Raw genomic sequence first — 21,289 nt, 5'->3', positions numbered from 1 at the left:
TCAGTAAGTTTGCTAGTAATGGGGATATGTGGAAAAATCACGGTAATAAAAAATTATTCATAGAGGTTAGCCAGTGATAGATGGCGATGGTTACCGACTCAATGTTGGTATTGTGATATGTAATAACCATGGTCAGGTCTTCTGGGCTAAACGATACGGGCAACACTCATGGCAATTTCCACAAGGTGGGATTGACGAAGGTGAAACACCTGAACAAGCCATGTTCAGGGAGTTATATGAAGAAGTCGGTCTGACGAAAAAAGACGTTAAGATCATCGCTACAAGTCGTCATTGGTTAAGATATAAGCTACCAAAGCGATTGGTGCGTTGGGACTCCAAGCCTGTTTGTATCGGCCAAAAACAGAAATGGTTTCTGCTGCGATTAGAGTGCGATGAGTCTCGCATCAATATGCAGCGCGGGAAATCCCCTGAATTTGATGGTTGGCGCTGGGTAAGCTACTGGTATCCAGTTAGGCAAGTTGTTTCTTTCAAGCGTGACGTATACCGTCGAGCAATGAAAGAGTTTGCATCTTTAGCCATGCCTTTTCGAGAGCGTAAGACGAAAGGGAAAAGAAAAAAGCAACGTAGATAGAGGGTTAACATGCTCAGTCAGCTAAGGGAAATAGTTGAGAAAGTCTCCAGAGTCGATGATGTGCATCTGGCACTCGATATATTGGTAAAAGAGACTTGTGCCGCCCTATGCACTGAATGTTGTACTATCTATCTTGCTAACGAAGAAATGCAGCGCCTTGAGTTAATGGCAACTCAAGGCCTTATTTTTGAAGGCGATAGCATCCATATCAACTTCAATGAAGGCTTGGTTGGTTTGGTGAAGCGCAGTGCAGAGCCACTTAACTTAGCAGAAGCTTCCACTCACCCTGATTTCAAATTCTTCCCCCAATTAGGCGAGCAGGTTTACCACTCCTTCCTTGGTACGCCAATCATTCATCGCAAACAAGTACTTGGCGTGTTGGTTATCCAGCAGAAAACACCGCGTTTGTTCAGTGAGATGGAAGAGTCTTTCCTTGTTACCCTATCGGCACAGCTTGCGGTGCTCATTGCCCATGCGCAAAACCTCGGTCATTGGCAACTTGCTTCCAAACCTACGGTGATCAAAGGCCTACCGGCTTCAACTGGGGTAGCGATTGGTGAGTTCTGGTTTGATAATACACAACCAAACTTAAATGATGTGTTTCCTGCGTCAGCGTTAGATAAAGAGCGTGAGCATGAACTTCTAGCGGTTGCAGTAGAAAGGGCATTGAGTGACTTTCGCCGTATGCGGAAAAAGTTCGACAGCGAAATCAATAAAGATGCCTTGGCGATCTTCGACCTTTTTACCCACTTACTTAACGATCCAATGTTGCGTGGTGATCTGAAGAAGCAGATCGAGAAAGGCGACCGAGCAGATTGGGCGTTGCGACAAGTTGTTGAGACCTATTCGAACCGCTTTGCACGTATGTCGGATGTGTACCTGCGTGAACGTGCGCAAGATATTCGTGAACTAGGACAACGCCTGCTCTATTTCTTGCACAATAGCGAGCAAGAACATGCCTCGATCGATCGTCCGGTGATCTTGGTTGCCAATGAACTAACGGCCACGTTATTAGCGTCGATTCCAAAACAACACCTTTTAGCGGTCGTGTCATTGGAAGGTGCAGCGAACTCTCACGCGGCGATTCTTTCAAGGGCATTGGGTGTACCTGCCATCATGGGCGCGAACATTAACACCAGTGTCGTGAATGGCAAGAAGGGGATTGTGGATGGTTACACTGGTGAGATCTATTTAGAACCTAACAGGCAGCTTCTACGCGAGTATCGTAGCCTTGTGAGTGAAGAGTCTGAACTGTTCGCCATGGTGAACAAAGACTTGGCACTGCCAGCCATTACAAAAGACGATTGCCACATTGAAGTGATGCTTAACGCGGGGTTGAGTGCCGATAGCAATATCGCGATCAACTCAGGTGTCGATGGCGTTGGTCTGTATCGAACAGAAATCGCTTTTTTACTTCAGCATCACTTTCCCTCTGAAGATGAGCAGTATCATCAGTACCAAGCAATTCTTAATAGTTATCCGAATCAGCGCGTTGTGATGCGTACCTTGGACATTGGTGGTGATAAGCCATTGCCGTATCTGCCGATTGATGAAGATAATCCGTTCTTGGGCTGGCGCGGTATTCGTTTTACTTTGGATCATCCGGATATCTTTTTGATCCAACTGAGAGCGATGCTAAGGGCGAGTGCTGAAAGCGGCAACTTAAGTATTTTGCTTCCTATGGTTTCGGGAATAAAAGAGCTCGATGACGCGATTACGCTTATCAATCAAGCGTACAGTGAAGTCGTGTTGCTGGATGAGCGAATTCAAGCACCAAAGGTTGGGGTGATGATAGAAGTCCCATCAATGGTGTACTTGTTACCGGCCATTGCTCATCGTGTTGACTTTGTTTCGGTGGGTACAAACGACTTAACGCAATATTTGTTGGCAGTTGATCGGAACAATTCCCGTGTTGCGGATGTCTATGAATCCATGCATCCGGCGGTGTTGTTAGCGTTAAAACAAATTCACGATGTTTGCCTCCAGTATCAAGTACCTGTGTGTATTTGTGGTGAGCTAGCAGGTGATCCATTTGGTGCGCTGCTCCTGTTGGGCTTAGGCTACAACAGTTTGAGTATGAACACCTCGAACGTGGCTAAGGTGAAGTATTTGATTCGTCATAGCCAACAAAAAGAACTAGAAAAACTCGTCGAGAAAGCCATGTCATGCTCTTACGGGCAAGAAATCCATCAAATGATGCATGATTTCTTTATCCAGCAAGGCTTTGCCGGCTTTATTCGTGCAGGTAAGAAGTAGGGTAACAGTGACCATCTCTTTATTTATATTATTGCTCGCGCTAGGCGCTTTTGTAGGCGTGATGGCGGGGCTTCTTGGTATCGGAGGCGGGCTGATTGTCGTACCTGCGTTACTATACCTTCTTCCTCTTGCTGGTATCTCTCCTGAAATGAGCATGCATATGGCATTAGCAACGTCATTGGCGAGTATCATTGTCACGTCAGGTTCTTCTGCACTGAACCACCTGAAGCTTGGAAATGTCGATATGTTTGTCGTCAAATGGTTGATGCCTGGCGTGGTTATCGGTGGTTTTGTTGGGGCTAATATCGCGGAATGGATCCCGACTCATTACCTACCGAAAGTCTTCGGTGTGATTGTGCTGTGCTTAGCAATACAAATGTTTCGCTCCATCAAGACGAAAAGTGAGAAGCCAATGCCGAGTAGTCCGGTCACTATGATGTACGGAACGGGAATTGGTGTAGTCTCTAGTCTTGCTGGTATTGGCGGTGGTTCTCTGTCGGTGCCTTTCTTAAACAAGCATGGCATTGAAATGCGCAAAGCGGTTGGCTCCTCATCGGTATGCGGTTGTGTCATTGCGATTTCAGGCATGATTGGATTTATCTTGCATGGCTACAAAGTTGAGGGGTTACCTGACTACAGTATTGGCTATGTTTACCTACCAGCTTTAGCGGCGATAGCGATGACGTCGATGCTCACGACGAAAGTCGGCGCTAAAATGGCAACCAACCTTCCTACGGCAGTCTTAAAAAAGATCTTTGCTGTGTTCTTGATGTTTGTTGCAGCGACCATGCTGCTGTAAAGTCCACCTGTTTTATTAGTAATAAGAAGAGAATGAGTTATGTCTCAGGGATACTTAGAATTTCCCAATATTGATCCGGTTTTAGTCTCTATTGGTCCTGTTTCTGTTCGTTGGTACGGTTTGATGTACCTAGTCGGCTTTATGTTCGCACTATGGTTGGCAAATCGTCGCGCAGATAAACCGGGTAGTGGTTGGACGCGTGAACAAGTTTCAGACTTGTTGTTCGCTGGTTTCCTTGGGGTAGTGATTGGTGGTCGAGTTGGCTACGTTATCTTCTACAACTTTGATTTGTTCTTAGCAGACCCCCTATACCTATTTAAAGTTTGGACTGGCGGCATGTCATTCCACGGCGGTTTGTTAGGTGTTATCACGGCAATGTTCTGGTACGCACATAAGAATGGTCGAACTTTCTTCGGTGTGGCTGACTTTGTGGCTCCGCTCGTGCCGTTTGGTCTTGGCATGGGGCGTATGGGTAACTTCATGAACAGTGAACTTTGGGGACGCGTAACAGATGTGCCATGGGCGATCATCTTCCCGAATGGTGGCCCACTGCCTCGTCACCCATCTCAGCTTTATGAGATGTTCCTAGAGGGCATTGTGCTGTTCTTCATTCTCAACTGGTTCATCAAAAAGCCTCGTCCTTTAGGTGCGGTATCAGGGCTATTTTTAGCTGGATATGGTACATTCCGTTTCCTAGTTGAGTTTGTTCGCGAACCGGATGCACAGCTTGGTCTATTTGGTGGTTACATTTCGATGGGACAAATCCTATCGTCACCGATGATCATTCTGGGTGTTCTTATGATGGTTTGGGCGTACAAACGTGGTCTTTACCAAGACAAAGTCCAAGCAGAAACGAAGTAAGGAATTGGTGTGAAACAGTATTTAGATTTGTGTCAGCGTATCGTTGACCAAGGCACTTGGGTTGAAAACGAGCGCACAGGCAAACGCTGCCTAACGGTGATCAACGCAGACTTGACCTACGATGTTGCCAACAACCAATTCCCATTAGTTACGACACGTAAGAGCTTTTGGAAAGCGGCAGTTGCTGAGCTACTTGGCTACATTCGTGGCTACGACAACGCAGAAGATTTCCGTAAGCTAGGTACGAAAACGTGGGATGCGAACGCAAACCTAAATGAAGCATGGCTAAACAACCCGTTCCGCAAAGGTGAAGATGACATGGGACGTGTATATGGCGTTCAAGGTCGTTCATGGGCGAAGCCAGATGGCGGTCATATCGACCAACTGCGTAAGATTGTGGATGATTTAACGCGTGGTGTTGATGACCGTGGTGAAATCCTAAACTTCTACAACCCGGGTGAATTCCACATGGGTTGTTTGCGTCCATGTATGTACAGCCACCACTTCTCACTGTTAGGTGACACGCTCTACTTAAACAGCACGCAACGCTCTTGTGATGTCCCGCTAGGTCTGAATTTCAATATGGTTCAAGTGTATGTGTTCTTGGCAATCATGGCGCAAATCACGGGCAAGAAACCTGGTCAGGCATACCACAAGATTGTTAACGCACACATCTACGAAGATCAGCTTGCACCAATGCGTGACATTCAGTTGAAACGTGAGCCACTAAAAGCCGCAACTTTCCACATCAACCCAGAAATTAAATCGCTAGAAGATTTAGAAACATGGGTAACCCTAGATGACTTCTGGGTAGAAGGTTACGAGCATCACGATCCAATTCAGTACCCGTTCTCAGTTTAACGAGTATGTTGAGTTTTCTAAGCCGCCTGCATGGCGGCTTTTTTACGCCTGAAGGGCAGGGAAAGAAGGGAACGGGCTTCACCCTATAGAATGCTGCGCTTCGAGAGCCGGGAGCGGACTTCGTCGTAAGGAAAGCTTACGTTTCGAGATACGAGAGGGAATAAATGATCCCCAACTCGCTCGTGCCTCGCTCTTGAGGATGACGTTCAATCACTCTGAAATCAAACGGTGTCATTCCCGAAAGCGACGAAGGAGCGTCGTCGGGAATCTCTTTTACCATAGTTTACTGCGTGATTAAGAAATGAGAGCGCTTCTTGCTTCCCCAAAACGAAAAAAGGCTCCACCGAAGTGGAGCCTAAATAAGCGATGGTAATCTTATTATTATGCTGTCAGAGCAAGGATAGAACCTGGTAGCACGATGAATACTGCTAGTAGGTAACCTGCTACAACTGCTTTGTTCTTAATCGCCATTTCTGAAATCACTTCTGCACATTTCACTGGAATCTCACGTAGGAACGGGATACCGAAGATGAACAGTGTCGCCAGAATGTTGAACGTTAGGTGTACTAGTGCAATTTGTAGTGCGAATACTGCGAACTCGCCAGATACCGCTGTTGCTGCTAGTAGAGCCGTGATACATGTACCAATGTTTGCACCAAGAGTGAACGGGTAGATGTCACGTACTTTTAGAACACCTGAGCCTACAAGTGGAACCATTAGACTTGTTGTCGTAGAAGAAGACTGAACAAGAACAGTTACTACTGAGCCCGATACGATACCGTGGATAGGACCACGACCGATTGCGTTCTTAAGGATGTCACGTGCACGACCAACCATTAGGCTCTTCATTAGCTTACCCATAACAGTGATAGCTACGAAGATAGTACCGATACCTAGAGCGATTAGCGCTACGCCACCCATAGTGTCGCCAAATGTTGCTAGTGGCTCTTTGATTGCACTTACTACTGGTTTCGTGATTGGCTTGATGAAATCAAAGCCTTTCATACTCATATCACCTGTGTTTAGTAATGGTGACACCAACCAGTGAGAGATTTTCTCTAGGATGCCGAACATCATTTCCAGTGGTAGGAAGATCAGTACTGCAAGTAAGTTGAAGAAATCGTGGATTGTTGCGCTTGCGAATGCACGTTTGAATTCGTCTTTACAACGAACGTGACCAAGCGAAACCAGTGTATTTGTTACGGTTGTACCGATGTTCGCACCCATTACCATAGGGATAGCGGTTTCTACAGGTAGACCACCTGCAACCAAACCTACAATAATAGAAGTTACGGTACTGGAAGATTGGATCAGTGCCGTAGCCACCAAACCGATCATTAGACCTGCGACTGGGTGAGACGCAAATTCAAAGAGTACTTTAGCTTGATCGCCAGTCGCCCATTTGAAGCCGCTACCAACCATAGATACTGCTAGAAGAAGCAGATACAACATGAATGCCAAGTTAGCCCAGCGTAACCAGCGAGTCGTGCTCGAGATTGGTGCTGCTGTAGAAGTAGCTTGGTTCATCATAATTTTCTCCGTGGACCTTTCAGTTCGTTTATTTGGTCTGTTGTTGAAACTGAGGGCGATGTTAGAGATGAAATATTTCAGTAATATTACAGTTAGGTTTCTATAGAGGATTTTTATTATTCTTTTTGATAGTTATCCGTGAAGAAAATTTCACATCAAATTAAGGTGTTGATTATTAAGGGTATTTATTGCTTATAGATCGGCGGGTTTATTTCTGGGTAAGATCAAAAAAGTGCGTTTGGCTTCAAGTTTTATGACAGTGTGAATCTTATATTTTCGGTAAAACCATATGTTTTGTAGCTTTATGTAGGTTTTGTCGAACTTATTGTTTGTCGGTGTCACATTTGATATAAAAAGTGTCATCTTCTTTATAGGGATTGGCTATGTCACATTTAAACTACAACCACCTTTATTACTTCTGGATGGTGTGTAAACAAGGCTCGGTAACAAAAGCAGCAGATGCGTTATTCCTGACGCCTCAAACGGTTACCGGACAAATTAAAGCACTTGAAGACCGTATGAAGGGGAAGTTGACCAAACGGAATGGACGTACAGTTGAACCAACAGAACTTGGGCAGTTAGTTTTTAAGTATGCCGACCGTATGTTTGGTTTGAGCTACGAAATGCTCGATATTGTTAACTATAGCCAACACTCTAATATCCTTTTCGAAGTCGGCGTCGCCGATGCGCTTTCTAAACGTCTTGTCAGCAAAGTCTTGATGACGACAGTTCCTGAAGACAACAGCATTCATTTACGTTGTTATGAATCAACACACGAGTTGCTGTTGGAGCGCTTGTCACAACATAAACTCGATATGATCCTTTCCGATTGCCCAGTAGATTCGACACAAAGCCCGGGTCTGTACAGTAAGAAGTTGGGTGAAAGTAGTATGAGCTTTTTTGCTTCGTCTGAAATCGCAGGAGTGAGCTTTCCTGAAGTCTTAGAGAAGAAAAAGTTGTTGATCCCGGCAAGCCGAACGGCAATGGGTCGTAAAGTATTGCAGTGGTTTGATCGCCAAGGCTTACAACCGGATGTATTGGGTGAGTTTGACGATGTGGCACTCATGAAAGCTTTTGCACGCTACCGCGATGATGTGATCTTTTTGGCTCCAACAGTTTATATGTCGGAGATTGAAGATGACCGAAACTTACAACTGATTGGTCATGTTGAAGACTTAAAAGAAGAGTACTACGTCATTTTTGCGGAACGAATGATACAACATCCAGCGGTTAAGAACGTATGTGATGCAGATTTTAGCCAAATGTTTGAATGAACACGTTCCGTTGCTCAATTAAATAGATTACTATCGATAAAATTATAACTCGAAATTATAAAATTCTGTAACACACAACAAACTGGCCAGGGTTGGGAAAAGTAAGTTGTAGCTAGAGGTCCAACGCATGAATCTACAAGAAATGGAGAAAAACTCCGCCAAGGCTGTCGTGCTGCTCAAGGCGATGGCAAACGAGAGACGCCTACAAATCCTTTGCATGCTGCATAATCAAGAGCTTTCGGTCGGGGAACTTTGCGCAAAACTAGAGTTGAGCCAGTCGGCATTGTCTCAACACTTAGCGTGGCTTCGTCGTGATGAGTTAGTTGCGACAAGAAAAGAAGCACAAACGGTCTACTACACATTGAAGAGCGATGAAGTGAAAGCGCTAATTCAAACACTTCATGGTCTTTATTGTGCAGAAGCAACCGCGTGATGACAGGTCACAAATTAGAAAAGCTGGCAGTGCCAGCTTTTTTATTGTCTTGAATTCGAGCTTTGCTGAATTTTAGGTATAAAAAAACCGGCGTTAGCCGGTTTTTTCTTCACTGTAGAATCAATTCTCTATTATAGAGCTTTGATTTGTGCAGTGAAACGAGACTTATGACGAGCTGCTTTATTCTTGTGAATAAGGCCTTTAGTCGCCATACGGTCTAGGATAGGTGTAACTGCAGCGAATGCAGCAGTTGCAGCTTCTTTGTCGCCTGCTTCGATAGCAGCAACAGTTTTCTTCATGTAAGTACGCATCATTGAGCGACGGCTAGCATTGTGCTGACGACGTTTCTCAGCTTGGATAGCGCGCTTCTTAGCAGATTTACTATTTGCCAAGGGTCTAACTCCCAAAAACTTAGTTCTGTGACAATTTAAGGGCGAGGACTATCCCTCATTTGCGCCTAAATGTCAAATGATTTGTGCAAAAACCCATCGAAGCCAAAACAAGTTTTGGTAAGAAAGGTTATCGCGGTTAAGATGGCGGGGATTCTAACAGCATTTTTAGACCATTGCTAATAATTATCCGCTTAGATCTAACAATAACCGGATATATTTTTAACGCCCATTTGTAGCTTTCAAAGGCTTAGAGGAATAGGGTTGGCTATCTTTTGGTGATATTCCGAGGTTACAGTGAGTAAACGACTGCTCAAGTCTGGCATGATCGTCAGTGCCATGACATTAATTTCGCGCGTCCTAGGTTTAGTTCGTGATGTAGTAGTAGCAAACTTGATGGGGGCAGGCGCGAGTGCCGACGTCTTCTTCTTTGCCAATAAAATTCCTAATTTCTTACGCCGTTTGTTTGCTGAAGGCGCATTTTCTCAAGCTTTCGTTCCTGTATTAACTGAAAGTCACGCACAAGGGGACATGGACAAAACTCGTGAGTTGATTGCTCGTGCTGCTGGTACATTGGGTGTGATTGTCTCTATTGTTACCATCCTTGGTGTTCTTGGCTCTGGCGTCGTGACCGCTTTATTTGGTTTTGGTTGGTTTTTAGACTGGATGCATGGTGGTCCCGCGGCTGAGAAGTTTGAACTTGCCAGCGTAATGCTCAAGATTACCTTTCCTTATTTATGGTTCATCACTTTTGTTGCCTTATCGGGAGCCATTCTCAATACACTAGGTAAGTTTGCGGTTTCTTCTTTTACTCCCGTCTTCCTCAATGTGATGATCATTTTGGCTGCGTGGTTTATCTCTCCGCAGATGTCACAACCTGAGATTGGTCTTGCCATTGGTGTTTTTCTTGGTGGGTTGGTTCAGTTCTTATTTCAAATTCCTTTCCTTATTAAAGCGGGAGTTATGGTCAAGCCAAAATGGGGTTGGCGCGATCCGGGGGTGGTGAAGATCCGTACCTTGATGATTCCTGCTTTATTTGGTGTGTCTGTAAGCCAAATCAATCTACTGTTTGACACTTTTATTGCCAGTTTTCTACAAACCGGTTCAATCAGTTGGTTGTACTATTCCGATCGATTGTTGGAATTCCCGTTAGGCCTGTTTGGTATTGCGATAGCGACGGTGATTCTCCCAGCGTTATCACGTAAGCACGTAGATGCTCACAGTGAAGGTTTTGCACACACCATGGATTGGGGCATTCGTATGGTGACCTTACTGGGAATCCCAGCAATGCTTGGTTTAATGGTACTGGCGAAGCCGATGTTAATGGTGCTGTTCATGCGTGGTGAGTTTTCTCCGCAGGATGTGCATCAAGCTTCTCTCTCTTTATTAGCGTATGCTTCTGGCTTGCTTAACTTTATGCTGATCAAAGTTCTTGCTCCGGGTTACTACTCTCGTCAAGACACGAAAACGCCAGTGAAATACGGCATCATTGCGATGCTAACTAACATGGTATTCAATGCGATCTTTGCTTATTTCTATGGCTATGTTGGTCTGGCTATCGCGACTGCGCTCTCTGCTTTTGTAAATATGGCATTACTCTACCGCGGTCTCCATATCGCAGGTGTGTACCAAGTGACCAAACGTACAGTCCTCTTTATTATACGTTTGATGATCGCGGGAGCTGCGATGGTTGCGGCTATTTTGTGGCAGCTAGAAGACATGTCGGTATGGTTAGATTGGAGCTTTGCTCATCGCAGTGGCGTATTAGGAATGCTGATTGCGCTTGGTGCAGGTGTTTACCTAGCCGTCGTGTTTTTACTCGGTGTACGTTTAAAAGACCTAAAAGCTGGGACAGAATAAGGTTGATTGGTATATAATCCGTCAGTTTCACACAGTGCAAAGTAAAAACAGAGGCATAAAGCAGTATCCAATGGAACTGATTAGAGGCATTCACAATATCAAGTCGCACCATCATGGGTGCGTGCTGACTATTGGCAATTTCGATGGCGTGCATAGAGGTCATCAACAAGTATTGCAGCAAGTGTCTGAACAAGCGGAGAAACTTTCGTTACCTTCGGTTGTGATGACCTTTGAACCTCAGCCGATGGAGCTGTTTGCTCGAGATAAGGCACCTGCGAGGTTAACGCGACTGCGTGATAAGTTTGTTCAGCTGAGTAAGCTCGACATCGATCGTCTGCTGTGTGTTAACTTCAATCGTCATTTTGCTGACCTAACGGCGGAAGAGTTTATCCGTGACTTGTTGGTTGGTCGATTGGGTGTTAAGTTTCTTGTCATTGGTGATGATTTCTGTTTCGGCAAAGGTCGAACAGGAAACTTTGCAATGTTACAAGAAGCGGGGAAAAAGTACGGCTTTGAAGTCGTGAGTACCCAAAGCTTTTGTTTACAGCAATTACGAGTGAGTAGCACGGCTATTCGTAAAGCGCTGGCTCGTGATGATTTGCATTCCGCGCAAGAGATGCTGGGAAGAGATTACAGCATCAGCGGTCGTGTTTCTCATGGAAGAAAGCTAGGTCGAACCATTGGGTTCCCTACTGCAAATATTCCTTTGAAACGCTGTGTTTCTCCGGTTTCCGGAGTTTATGTTGTTCAAGCGCTTGGCTTAGGAGATAAGCCAGTTGGCGGTGTCGCTAATATTGGTCAACGACCAACAGTAAATGGTGTTCGCCAGCAGTTAGAAGTACACTTATTCGACTTTCACGCTAATTTATATGGCAAGCAGCTAGAAGTGGAACTTTTGCACAAACTTCGAGATGAGCAAAAGTTTGAGTCGTTTGAAGCACTTAAACAACAAATCGAATTGGATGCTGAAGCAGCAAGGGTGTGGCTGCGTCAGCTTAAGCGTTGAGCGGTTTATTCCACCGTGCAACATAATGTCTAATTTTCGCCCAATATAACGGAATTAAGAATCGATGAGTGAGTATAAAGATACCCTGAACTTACCTGAAACAGGGTTTCCAATGCGCGGCAACCTGGCCAATCGTGAGCCAGAAATGCTTAAGCGTTGGTACAAAGAAGATCTTTACGGTGAAATCCGTAAAGCTAAGAAAGGCAAAAAGTCATTCGTACTGCACGATGGCCCTCCTTACGCGAACGGTGACATTCACATTGGTCACGCACTAAACAAGATTCTTAAAGACATTATTATTAAATCCAAAACACTTTCAGGTTTTGACGCACCTTACATCCCAGGCTGGGACTGTCACGGTCTACCAATCGAATTGATGGTAGAGAAGAAAGTTGGCAAACCAGGACAAAAAGTGACAGCTGCTGAGTTCCGCGAGAAATGTCGTGAGTACGCGGCCGGTCAGGTTGAAGGTCAGAAAGAGAGCTTCAAGCGTCTTGGTATCATGGGTGAGTGGGACAAGCCATACCGCACTATGGATTTCGCAACTGAAGCGAACATCATTCGTGCTCTTGGTAAGATCGCAAGCAAAGGTCACCTACTGAAAGGTTTTAAACCAGTTCACTGGTGTACAGACTGTGGTTCAGCTCTTGCTGAAGCAGAAGTTGAGTACAAAGATAAAGTATCGCCATCTATCGACGTTCGTTTTAAAGCGGCTGACGAAGCGGCACTGCTATCTAAGTTTGAACTGACAGAAGGTCATGAAGGTCAAGGTGACGTGTCTATCGTTATCTGGACAACAACGCCTTGGACGCTGCCTGCAAACCGCGCAGTATGTCTACGTGATGATCTAGAATACGTACTTATCCAAACAGAAGGCGACAACGCTGAGCGTATTATCGTTGCTGCTGAGCTAGCGAAAGACGTAATGGATCGTGCTGGTATCGAGCACTTCCACAACCTAGGCTTTGCAAAAGGTGCGGATCTAGAGCTTTCTCAGTTCCAACACCCATTCTACGATTTCACAGTACCGGCGATCCTTGGTGATCACGTTACAACTGATTCAGGTACTGGTGTTGTTCACACTGCTCCTGGTCACGGTCAAGAAGACTTCGCGGTTGGTAACAAGTACAACCTAGAAGTAGCAAACCCAGTTGGTTCAAACGGCGTTTACCTACCGGACACTGAGCTATTTGCTGGTCAGCACGTATTTAAAGCGAACGATGCAGTAGTAGAAGTACTAAAAGAAAAAGGTGCACTACTACACCACCACGCTTACGAGCACAGTTACCCACATTGTTGGCGTCATAAGACTCCAATCATCTTCCGTGCAACACCACAATGGTTCGTTTCTATGGACCAAGCTGGCCTACGTGCTAAAGCACTAGAGTCAATCAAGAATGTTGAGTGGATGCCTGAGTGGGGTCAAAGCCGTATCGAAGGTATGATCGAAGGTCGCCCAGAGTGGTGTATCTCTCGTCAACGTACTTGGGGTGTGCCAATTGCTCTGTTTGTTCATAAAGAAACAGCAGAACTTCATCCAAATACACTAGAGCTTATCGAGAAGGTTGCTCTGTTGGTTGAAGAGAAAGGCATTCAAGCGTGGTGGGATGTTGATTCAGCAGAACTACTAGGTGACGAAGCAGACCAGTACGAAAAAGTACTAGATACGCTAGACGTATGGTTCGATTCTGGTGTAACACACTTCTCTGTTGTTGATGCTCGTGAAGAGTACAACGGCAACAGTGCAGACCTATACCTAGAAGGTTCTGACCAACACCGTGGTTGGTTCCAGTCTTCGCTAATTTCATCTATCGCGATGAAAGACGAAGCGCCTTACAAACAAGTACTGACACACGGTTTCGTGGTTGATGGTCACGGTCGTAAGATGTCTAAATCTATCGGTAACGTGGTTGCGCCAAAAGACGTAACGAACAAGCTAGGTGCTGACATTCTTCGCCTATGGGTTGCATCTACTGACTACACTGGTGAAGTTGCGGTTTCTGATGAAATCCTAAAACGCAGCGCAGATGCGTACCGTCGTATCCGTAACACAGCGCGTTTCTTCCTAGCTAACCTGAGCGGCTTCAACCCAGAAACAGACATCGTTCCTGTTGAGGAGATGGTTGCGCTAGATCGCTGGGCAGTTGGTCGTGCGCTAGCAGCACAAGAAGAGATTGTTAAAGCGTACGAAGAGTACAACACACACGGTGTAACTCAGCGTCTAATGCAATTCTGTTCAATCGAAATGGGCTCTTTCTACCTAGACGTAATTAAAGACCGTCAGTACACAGCAAAACGTGGCGGTAACGCTCAACGTAGCTGTCAGACAGCACTTTACTACATCGTAGAAGCGCTAGTTCGTTGGATGGCGCCAATCATGTCGTTCACTGCAGATGAAATCTGGAACGAAATGCCAGGCGAGCGCGACAAGTTCGTATTCACTGGTGAGTGGTTCGATGGCCTATTCGGTCTTGCTGAAGGTGAAGAGCTGAACAACGAATTTTGGACTGAGATCCAAGCGGTTCGTGGTGCAGTAAACAAACTTCTAGAAGATGCGCGTAAAGAGAAAACCATCGGTGGTGCACTACAAGCTGAAGTGACGCTATTTGCTGATGACGCTCTAGCGGCGAAAATCAACAAACTAGAAGATGAACTGCGCTTTGTTCTACTAACTTCTGCTGCGAAAGTTAAGTCTCTAAGTGAGAAGACTGATGCAGCACAAGCGACAGATATCGAAGGCTTGTTTGTTGAAGTGGCAGCCGCTGAAGGCGAGAAGTGTGACCGTTGTTGGCACCACACGCCAGACGTAGGCACAATCGAAGGTCACGAGAAGATCTGTGGTCGTTGTGTGTCTAACGTTGACGGCGAAGGTGAAGTACGTAAATTCGCGTAATTACCCAGTACAACTGAACTTTTTTTAAAATTAACAGCCCCAGTATTTACTGGGGCTGTTTGTAGGTAAAGTAATGAGTGAAAAAGCACTGACGTTAAAGCAATCTGGAGTTCGCTGGCTGTGGTTAGCAATTCTGGTATTTATTGCAGATATTGGCATCAAATTGGTGGTGATGGACAACATGGGCTATGGATGGGCAAACCGAATTGAGGTGCTGCCATTCTTCAACCTACTTTATGTTCATAACTACGGTGCAGCATTCAGCTTCTTGAGCGATCAAGCGGGTTGGCAGCGCTGGTTGTTCACAGGTATCGCGTTTGTTGTTACAGGTCTTTTGACCTACTGGATGAGCAAGCTTCCAGCGAAAGAAAAATGGAACAACATCGCTTACGCACTGATTATTGGTGGTGCTGTGGGCAACGTGTTTGACCGTGTTGTTCATGGCTTTGTTGTTGATTACTTAGACTTCTTCTGGGGTAACTATCATTGGCCAGCATTCAACCTTGCAGATACAACTATCTGTATTGGTGCGGCAATGATCATTCTTGATGGCTTCCGCAAAAAGGACGCTGACAAGTAATCTTTTGCGATATATCGAATAACCCTAAGCGTCGTCCGTTGATTCGGACGACGCTTTTTATTATGTTGGAGCGCAATCCGCGTATCTTCGTACAATAAAAGTAATCACGGTGAGTGATCATATAGAGCGCAGGAAAACCCAAGAACAAGGAAGCAGTAACGTGACAACAATAAATCAAGATTCAGCAGTAACACTGCATTTCACCATCAAAATGCAAGATGGCTCTGTAGCGGACAGCACACATAACATGGGCAAGCCTGCTAAGTTCGTGATGGGCGACGGCAGCTTAAGTGAGAACTTTGAGCAGTGCCTATTAGGCTTGCAAGTAGGTGAACAAAAGGCAATTGAACTAAAAGCGGCTGACGCTTTTGGCATGCCAAATCCAGACCATATCCACCATATGGATCGCACTAAATTTGTGGGCGAAGCGGAAGTTGAAGTCGGCACTATTATGGCGTTCAGTGGTCCCGATGGTATGGAAATCCCAGGCATCATTACTGAGATTGCTGGCGACTCAGTAACAGTGGACTTCAACCATCCACTCGCAGGACAAGACGTGACTTTCGAAGTCGAAATTTTGTCAGTAGAATAGCGAACCAAATAAAAGATAACTTCCATGAGCAATGAAATGAAAATCCTGTTAGCTAACCCACGTGGTTTCTGTGCTGGTGTTGACCGCGCGATTAGCATCGTAGAACGTGCGCTAGAGATGTATCAGCCACCTATCTATGTTCGACATGAAGTAGTGCACAACCGCTTTGTGGTTGAAGGTTTAAAACAGCGTGGTGCTATCTTCGTTGAAGAACTGCACGAAGTGCCAGACAACAACATTGTGATTTTCTCCGCTCATGGTGTATCTCAAGCGGTTCGCCAAGAAGCGAAGTCTCGTGATTTAACTGTGTTTGATGCGACCTGTCCGCTGGTAACCAAAGTACATATGGAAGTAGCACGTGCAAGCCGTCGCAATATGGAAGTGGTATTGATCGGTCACGCTGGTCATCCAGAGGTGGAAGGCACAATGGGTCAGTATTCAAGTGATACAGGCGGTATGTACCTTGTGGAAACACCTGCGGATGTTGAGAAGCTAAAAGCGATCGTAAAGGATCCATCTGATCTACACTACGTGAGCCAAACGACACTGTCTGTTGATGAAACCGCTGACGTAATTGAAGAGCTACGCCGCGTATTCCCAGACATTCAAGGTCCTCGTAAAGATGATATCTGTTACGCGACGCAAAACCGTCAAGATGCTGTGCGTGAGCTTTCTGCTGACGTAGATGTGATGGTCGTGGTAGGTTCCAAGAATTCATCAAACTCAACGCGCTTAAAAGAGCTCGCTGAAAAGCTAGGTACGCCAGGATACCTAACGGATTGTCCTGAAGACATTAAGCCTGAATGGTTTGAAGGTAAAGGCAAGGTTGGTGTGACTGCTGGTGCATCTGCGCCTGAAGAGCTGGTTAATCAAATCCTAGATCGCATCAAAGAGTTGGTTGGGGCGCAAGCCGTAGATGAAGTGCTTGGTCGCGAAGAAAACATGTTCTTCGAAGTACCAAAAGAGCTACAAATCAAGCAAGTTGATTAAGGCGATGAAAATATGCAAAAGGCGACCAGAAGGTCGCCTTTTTTGATTGTGTGGTTTCTATCTACTCGTGATAGTTTATACCCAGCCATTTCGGGGGTATTTGGGTATATACCTTAATGACTAATGACTAATGACTAATGACTAATGCCGAGTAGCTCTTTGAGTACTTTTAAATAGCGGCGGCTCACGGGGATCTCAAAGCCTGTTTTGGTAATGATTTCTGCCAGCCCGTTTTCTAATAGCTTAATCTCGCTGATGGCTTTAATACTTACGAGATACTGTCGATGACAACGTACCAGTGGCGTTTTCTCTTCCAAGGTTTTCAGGGTTAATTGAGTACTTGCGGTTTGGCTGGTGGAGCGCACATGTACACCGCTAATATCACTGTAAGCACACTCAACTGTCTCCGTCGCCATGATCACTATGCGGTTGTGCCCAATACATGGAATTTGGTCGAGGTTTTCTGGTGCGATGGCTGACAGTTGCTGAGTGAGCGCAGATTGACTCATCACCTTGCTAAGGCGTTTGACGGTTTTGGTCAAACGACATGGATCAACGGGCTTGAGTAAATAATCGAAGGCATTGTCTTCAAAGGCTTGAATAGCGTATTGATCATAAGCTGTCACAAACACCACGTAAGGCATAGTTTCTGGGTCTAACATTCCCAGCAGCTCAATGCCCGTCACCTGAGGCATTTGGATGTCGAGAAACACCACATCTGGTTTCAGCTCATTGATTTTCTTCAGTCCCATGATGGCGTTTGACGCGTCGCCAATCACCTCAATTTGACCCGTTTCATCCAATAGCTCTGCCAACTCTTCACGAGCAAACTGTTCATCATCAATGACGAGGGCGGTTAACATCCAAGATTACCTTTTGTGCGTTTTCATTGCGCTTATCGCGAGTGGGGAATGATAAAACTCATTTTAGTAAATTGATGCTGCTGAGAGGTAATTTTTAGCGCTGAATCACGCCCAAATTGATTCGACAAGCGCTTATCGACGATTTCCATACCCAAACCAGAATGATTCTCTTTTGGCAGCTTATAACTACCTGCGTTGTCCTCAACCGTTATCAGCGCACCTTGAGGGTGTGCTTGGCTATAAATCTTCACTTTTCCTCCCTCTAACATATTAGAAACACCATGCTTGATGGCATTTTCGACCAGAGGTTGAAGAGTAAAACTCGGCAGCTTGATATCCAGTAATTCTGGTTCAATATCAATCTCAACTTCTAGGCGATCGGTAAAACGTGCTTTTTCGATCGATAAGTAGGAATTCACGTGCGCCAATTCTTCTTTTAGCGTCACTGTATTGATGTTCTGCTTTAAGTTACTGCGGAAGAAATGAGACAGATTTTGGATCAGTTCTCGTGCTTTGTCAGGATCACGACGAGTGATGGCACTAATGGTATTTAACGCGTTGAACAAGAAGTGTGGATTCACCTGAGCATGCAGCAGTTTGATTTCTGCCTGAGCCAGTAGAGTTTGTTGCTGCTGATAATCACCATACAAGATTTGGCTTGAAAGAAGCTGAGCAATCCCTTCTGCCATTGACATATTCGCAGTAGAGAACAGTTTGCGTTTTGGTTCATAAAGCTTAATGGTTCCCACCACCTCTTTGCCTGCACGCAGAGGAATTATCAATGCAGAGCCCAACTTACAGTCTTGTGCTAATGAGCATTGATACGGTCGTTCGCTACCATCAAGGTAGATGATGTCGTTCTTTTCCATCGAATCTAGCGTGCTTTGCGATGAAATAGGAGTATTTGGCTTATGGTGATCATCGCCGATACCAACGAAAGCTAGGATCTTTTCTTGGTCGGTGATCGCGACGGCACCTACTTTGGTTTCGTCGTAGATGATGCGGGCGATTTTGTCTGCATTCTCACTGTTAAAGCCGGTACTTAGAATACCAACTGAGCGATCGGCGATGCTTAATGCTCGGCGGGAGAAGGTGGCTGAGTATTTTTCGAAAATGGTTTTACGGTCTTGCAGGATACTCATAAACAGTGCCGCACCAACCGAGTTAGCAATGATCATTGGAGCTGCAATCGCTGAGACAAGCGCATAGGCTTGGTCGAAAGGTTTGGCTACAGCGAGTAACAGAATCATCTGCACAATTTCTGCTACGAAAGTGACACTGAATACCACGCTTGGATTGAACAGCATGGCTCCCTTGTTACGCTTGATAAGGTAGACATGCAGCAAGCCGCCAATCAAGCCTTCAGCCGTGGTAGAAATCGCGCAGGCTAAATCGGTAAAACCGCCAAGTGTGTAGCGGTGAATACCACCGGTTAACCCCACAGCAAAACCGACCACAGGACCACCAAACAACCCACCCATCACAGCACCAATGGCACGCGTATTGGCGATAGCATCGTTAATATGCAAGCCGAAGTAGGTGCCGAGAATACAAAAGCCAGAGAAGAGTACATAACAAATGAGCCGATGACTGAGGCGAGAGGAGATACTCAGCAGGGGCAAAATGATCGGCGTTTTACTCAGCATGTAAGCCAGCACCAAGTAAACACACATTTGTTGTAAAAGGGAGATGACCAGTTCCATAGCGAACCTAACCTAAAAATGATGTTGTTATTGTAACGTAGAAGAGAAACAAAAAGAGCCTGCGGTGGGCAGGCTCTTGGTTTTATCCAGTCATTGATAATGAATCGGTTAGCAAGCGAAGGTATTCATTATGCAGTTTCTGAAGCAGCTTGTGGTTTCTCTTCGTCAGCAAGCTCAGTCTCACCTTTACCTTTAGAGATTTTAATTACGTAGCCAGCAGCGGCTAGTGAGAACAGAATACCTGCGATGGTCGAGATTTGCATTGGCAGGCCAAAGCCTAATGTACTGTTGTTTAGAATGAACGTAACACACACGGTTGTCATGAAGACCGCTGGGACAGTCGTGATCCAGTGGAACTTGTTATGGCGCAGTAGGTAAGCCGATGCAGTCCAAAGCATCATTACTGCTGTTGTTTGGTTTGCGAAGCCGAAGTAGCGCCAAATGATACCGAAATCTACTTGAGTCAAAACGCCACCGATAACGAATAGTGGTACAGCCATTAGAAGGCGGTTACGTAGTGTTTTTTGTTCCATACCGAAGTATTCAGCAAGAATCAGACGGCTAGAGCGGAATGCTGTGTCACCTGATGTGATTGGCAGAATTACAACACCTAGGAAGGCAATCACACCACCGAATACACCTAGTAGACCAAATGAAGCACTGTATACCACGTTACCAGGACCACCGTTTTTCACTGCTTCTGCAAGACCGTCAAGCGTACCGAAGAAAGACAGAGCGATAGCACACCAGATTAACGCGATAACACCTTCACCAATCATCGCACCGTAGAAAACGAAGCGACCGTTTTTCTCGTTTTCCATACAACGAGCCATCAGTGGTGACTGAGTTGCGTGGAAGCCAGAGATAGCGCCACATGCGATAGTGATAAACAGCGCTGGCCATAGAGGCATGTCGTTAGGGTTCAAGTTAGTGAACATATCGCTTACTTGGAAATCACCCATCACTGTGTGTTCGCTAGAAAACGCGACAGCTGTCATCAGACCAACAGACATGAAGATCAGTAGTGCGCCAAACAGTGGGTAGAAGCGACCAATGATTTTATCAACTGGAACAATTGTAGCGATGATGTAGTAAGCGAAAATCAATACAACCATCGTTGTCATGCTGACGTTTAGGCTAGTTTGGTCGTTAATTAGGTTCGTGATCATGCCAGCAGGCGCAGATACGAATACCACACCAACAAGAAGCAGCAGGACAATGGCAAAGATGTTCATAAAGTGTTTTGCGCCATTACCTAGGTAGCGACCTGTAATCGTTGGTACTGATGCACCACCATTACGAACAGAAAGCATGCCTGAGAAGTAATCGTGTACTGCACCTGCAAAGATACAACCTACAACAATCCACAACATAGCGGCAGGACCGTATAGGGCACCCATGATTGGACCGAAAATAGGACCAACACCAGCAATGTTGAGTAGTTGAACAAGGTAAACGCGTTTGGTTGACATTGGAACGTAGTCAACACCGTCGGTTTTTGTATGGGCAGGAGTTTGGCGATTCTCATTGATACCGAAAACTTTCTCAACGAAAGCACCGTAGATGAAGTATCCGCCGATAAGGGCTGCGACACAGGTTAGAAACCACATCATAGCAATTGTCCTTGGTTTATTAGGTAGGGTAATTTTTTAAGCTCAGGATGTATGGTATTCGCCTCTTTTGATAAGTGCATTCGCTCAGTGGATGAGTGGTCGAATAGAGAAGCGAGTGGTCGATATAAAGATTAAGTGGTTTTATCGTTTGCTTAGTGGTAGCACGATGGGTTAAGTGGTTCTATTCACCATTG

Annotated in this window: 18 protein-coding genes; 13 read left to right on the top strand and 5 right to left on the bottom strand. The window is 45.5% G+C overall.

Annotation, left to right across the window (positions count from 1 at the left end; genetic code table 11):
• Positions 1 to 73: 73 nt before the first annotated feature.
• The 5 genes from rppH to OH463_RS06680 are packed head-to-tail and all read left to right on the top strand — an operon-like array spanning position 74 to position 5,369.
• Entirely contained in the window at positions 74 to 592 is a 519-nt protein-coding gene (gene rppH / locus OH463_RS06700; protein ID WP_005434895.1) for an RNA pyrophosphohydrolase, read from the top strand.
• 9 nt (positions 593 to 601) lie between these two features.
• A complete protein-coding gene (ptsP, locus tag OH463_RS06695; RefSeq protein WP_005447910.1) occupies positions 602 to 2,848 on the top strand; it encodes a phosphoenolpyruvate--protein phosphotransferase in 2,247 nt (748 codons plus the stop codon).
• Between the two features lie 7 nt (positions 2,849 to 2,855).
• Positions 2,856 to 3,647 carry a sulfite exporter TauE/SafE family protein gene (locus OH463_RS06690; protein ID WP_005447912.1) on the top strand — a complete coding sequence of 264 codons (792 nt, stop codon included), beginning with the start codon at positions 2,856 to 2,858 and terminating at the stop codon, positions 3,645 to 3,647.
• Positions 3,648 to 3,686: 39 nt separating this feature from the next.
• Positions 3,687 to 4,508: a prolipoprotein diacylglyceryl transferase gene (gene lgt, locus OH463_RS06685; RefSeq protein ID WP_005447915.1), complete on the top strand. Its 822-nt coding sequence runs from the start codon at positions 3,687 to 3,689 to the stop codon at positions 4,506 to 4,508.
• Positions 4,509 to 4,517: 9 nt separating this feature from the next.
• Positions 4,518 to 5,369: a thymidylate synthase gene (locus OH463_RS06680; RefSeq protein ID WP_005434888.1), complete on the top strand. Its 852-nt coding sequence runs from the start codon at positions 4,518 to 4,520 to the stop codon at positions 5,367 to 5,369.
• 381 nt (positions 5,370 to 5,750) lie between these two features.
• Here the strand turns inward: OH463_RS06680 and OH463_RS06675 are convergent, their stop codons facing one another.
• Complete coding sequence (locus OH463_RS06675) at positions 5,751 to 6,896, bottom strand: Na/Pi symporter (protein ID WP_026000321.1); 1,146 nt, start codon at positions 6,894 to 6,896, stop codon at positions 5,751 to 5,753.
• 386 nt (positions 6,897 to 7,282) lie between these two features.
• Here OH463_RS06675 and nhaR point away from each other — a divergent pair, with 386 nt between their 5' ends.
• Together nhaR and OH463_RS06665 are read left to right on the top strand one after the other, a co-directional pair.
• Positions 7,283 to 8,173, top strand: coding sequence for a transcriptional activator NhaR (gene nhaR / locus OH463_RS06670; protein WP_005447920.1), 891 nt, complete (start codon positions 7,283 to 7,285; stop codon positions 8,171 to 8,173).
• Between the two features lie 127 nt (positions 8,174 to 8,300).
• Positions 8,301 to 8,606: an ArsR/SmtB family transcription factor gene (locus OH463_RS06665; protein ID WP_005447923.1), complete on the top strand. Its 306-nt coding sequence runs from the start codon at positions 8,301 to 8,303 to the stop codon at positions 8,604 to 8,606.
• Between the two features lie 131 nt (positions 8,607 to 8,737).
• Here the strand turns inward: OH463_RS06665 and rpsT are convergent, their stop codons facing one another.
• Complete coding sequence (rpsT, locus tag OH463_RS06660) at positions 8,738 to 8,998, bottom strand: 30S ribosomal protein S20 (protein ID WP_005447926.1); 261 nt, start codon at positions 8,996 to 8,998, stop codon at positions 8,738 to 8,740.
• Between the two features lie 294 nt (positions 8,999 to 9,292).
• Between rpsT and murJ the strand changes: the two genes are divergently transcribed.
• From murJ to ispH, 6 genes are all read left to right on the top strand, one after another.
• On the top strand, positions 9,293 to 10,855 hold the full coding sequence (gene murJ / locus OH463_RS06655; RefSeq protein WP_005447928.1) for a murein biosynthesis integral membrane protein MurJ: 1,563 nt from the start codon (positions 9,293 to 9,295) through the stop codon (positions 10,853 to 10,855).
• 70 nt (positions 10,856 to 10,925) lie between these two features.
• Positions 10,926 to 11,861: a bifunctional riboflavin kinase/FAD synthetase gene (gene ribF / locus OH463_RS06650; protein WP_005447930.1), complete on the top strand. Its 936-nt coding sequence runs from the start codon at positions 10,926 to 10,928 to the stop codon at positions 11,859 to 11,861.
• Between the two features lie 64 nt (positions 11,862 to 11,925).
• Complete coding sequence (gene ileS, locus OH463_RS06645) at positions 11,926 to 14,754, top strand: isoleucine--tRNA ligase (RefSeq protein ID WP_045490851.1); 2,829 nt, start codon at positions 11,926 to 11,928, stop codon at positions 14,752 to 14,754.
• A 73-nt stretch (positions 14,755 to 14,827) separates the two neighbouring features.
• Positions 14,828 to 15,334: a signal peptidase II gene (gene lspA / locus OH463_RS06640; protein ID WP_005440576.1), complete on the top strand. Its 507-nt coding sequence runs from the start codon at positions 14,828 to 14,830 to the stop codon at positions 15,332 to 15,334.
• A gap of 160 nt (positions 15,335 to 15,494) precedes the next feature.
• Complete coding sequence (gene fkpB, locus OH463_RS06635; RefSeq protein ID WP_005447933.1) at positions 15,495 to 15,926, top strand: FKBP-type peptidyl-prolyl cis-trans isomerase; 432 nt, start codon at positions 15,495 to 15,497, stop codon at positions 15,924 to 15,926.
• Positions 15,927 to 15,950: 24 nt separating this feature from the next.
• A complete protein-coding gene (gene ispH, locus OH463_RS06630; protein ID WP_017190109.1) occupies positions 15,951 to 16,916 on the top strand; it encodes a 4-hydroxy-3-methylbut-2-enyl diphosphate reductase in 966 nt (321 codons plus the stop codon).
• A 134-nt stretch (positions 16,917 to 17,050) separates the two neighbouring features.
• Here the strand turns inward: ispH and btsR are convergent, their stop codons facing one another.
• From btsR to OH463_RS06615, 3 genes are all read right to left on the bottom strand, one after another.
• Positions 17,051 to 17,779 (bottom strand): two-component system response regulator BtsR, encoded by a 729-nt coding sequence (gene btsR / locus OH463_RS06625; protein ID WP_005447935.1) that lies wholly within the window; start codon positions 17,777 to 17,779, stop codon positions 17,051 to 17,053.
• 32 nt (positions 17,780 to 17,811) lie between these two features.
• Positions 17,812 to 19,482: a sensor histidine kinase gene (locus tag OH463_RS06620; protein WP_269990923.1), complete on the bottom strand. Its 1,671-nt coding sequence runs from the start codon at positions 19,480 to 19,482 to the stop codon at positions 17,812 to 17,814.
• A 128-nt stretch (positions 19,483 to 19,610) separates the two neighbouring features.
• Positions 19,611 to 21,095, bottom strand: a complete 1,485-nt coding sequence (locus OH463_RS06615; RefSeq protein WP_009697641.1) for a carbon starvation CstA family protein — start codon at positions 21,093 to 21,095, stop codon at positions 19,611 to 19,613.
• Positions 21,096 to 21,289: the final 194 nt, after the last annotated feature.

This window comes from Vibrio sp. NFR (assembly GCF_027587095.1).
GTDB lineage: Bacteria > Pseudomonadota > Gammaproteobacteria > Enterobacterales > Vibrionaceae > Vibrio > Vibrio harveyi.
This window is presented reverse-complemented; position numbering and strand designations above follow the sequence as displayed.

What these genes read in the sequence shown, in the direction of transcription:
- ptsP (WP_005447910.1), top strand. Translation starts at nt 602, where the DNA reads ATGCTCAGTCAGCTAAGGGAAATAGTTGAGAAAGTCTCCAGAGTCGAT.
- lgt (WP_005447915.1), top strand. Translation starts at nt 3,687, where the DNA reads ATGTCTCAGGGATACTTAGAATTTCCCAATATTGATCCGGTTTTAGTC.
- OH463_RS06675 (WP_026000321.1), bottom strand. Translation starts at nt 6,896, where the DNA reads ATGAACCAAGCTACTTCTACAGCAGCACCAATCTCGAGCACGACTCGC.
- nhaR (WP_005447920.1), top strand. Translation starts at nt 7,283, where the DNA reads ATGTCACATTTAAACTACAACCACCTTTATTACTTCTGGATGGTGTGT.
- OH463_RS06665 (WP_005447923.1), top strand. Translation starts at nt 8,301, where the DNA reads ATGAATCTACAAGAAATGGAGAAAAACTCCGCCAAGGCTGTCGTGCTG.
- ribF (WP_005447930.1), top strand. Translation starts at nt 10,926, where the DNA reads ATGGAACTGATTAGAGGCATTCACAATATCAAGTCGCACCATCATGGG.
- ileS (WP_045490851.1), top strand. Translation starts at nt 11,926, where the DNA reads ATGAGTGAGTATAAAGATACCCTGAACTTACCTGAAACAGGGTTTCCA.
- lspA (WP_005440576.1), top strand. Translation starts at nt 14,828, where the DNA reads ATGAGTGAAAAAGCACTGACGTTAAAGCAATCTGGAGTTCGCTGGCTG.
- ispH (WP_017190109.1), top strand. Translation starts at nt 15,951, where the DNA reads ATGAGCAATGAAATGAAAATCCTGTTAGCTAACCCACGTGGTTTCTGT.
- btsR (WP_005447935.1), bottom strand. Translation starts at nt 17,779, where the DNA reads ATGTTAACCGCCCTCGTCATTGATGATGAACAGTTTGCTCGTGAAGAG.
- OH463_RS06620 (WP_269990923.1), bottom strand. Translation starts at nt 19,482, where the DNA reads ATGGAACTGGTCATCTCCCTTTTACAACAAATGTGTGTTTACTTGGTG.
- OH463_RS06615 (WP_009697641.1), bottom strand. Translation starts at nt 21,095, where the DNA reads ATGATGTGGTTTCTAACCTGTGTCGCAGCCCTTATCGGCGGATACTTC.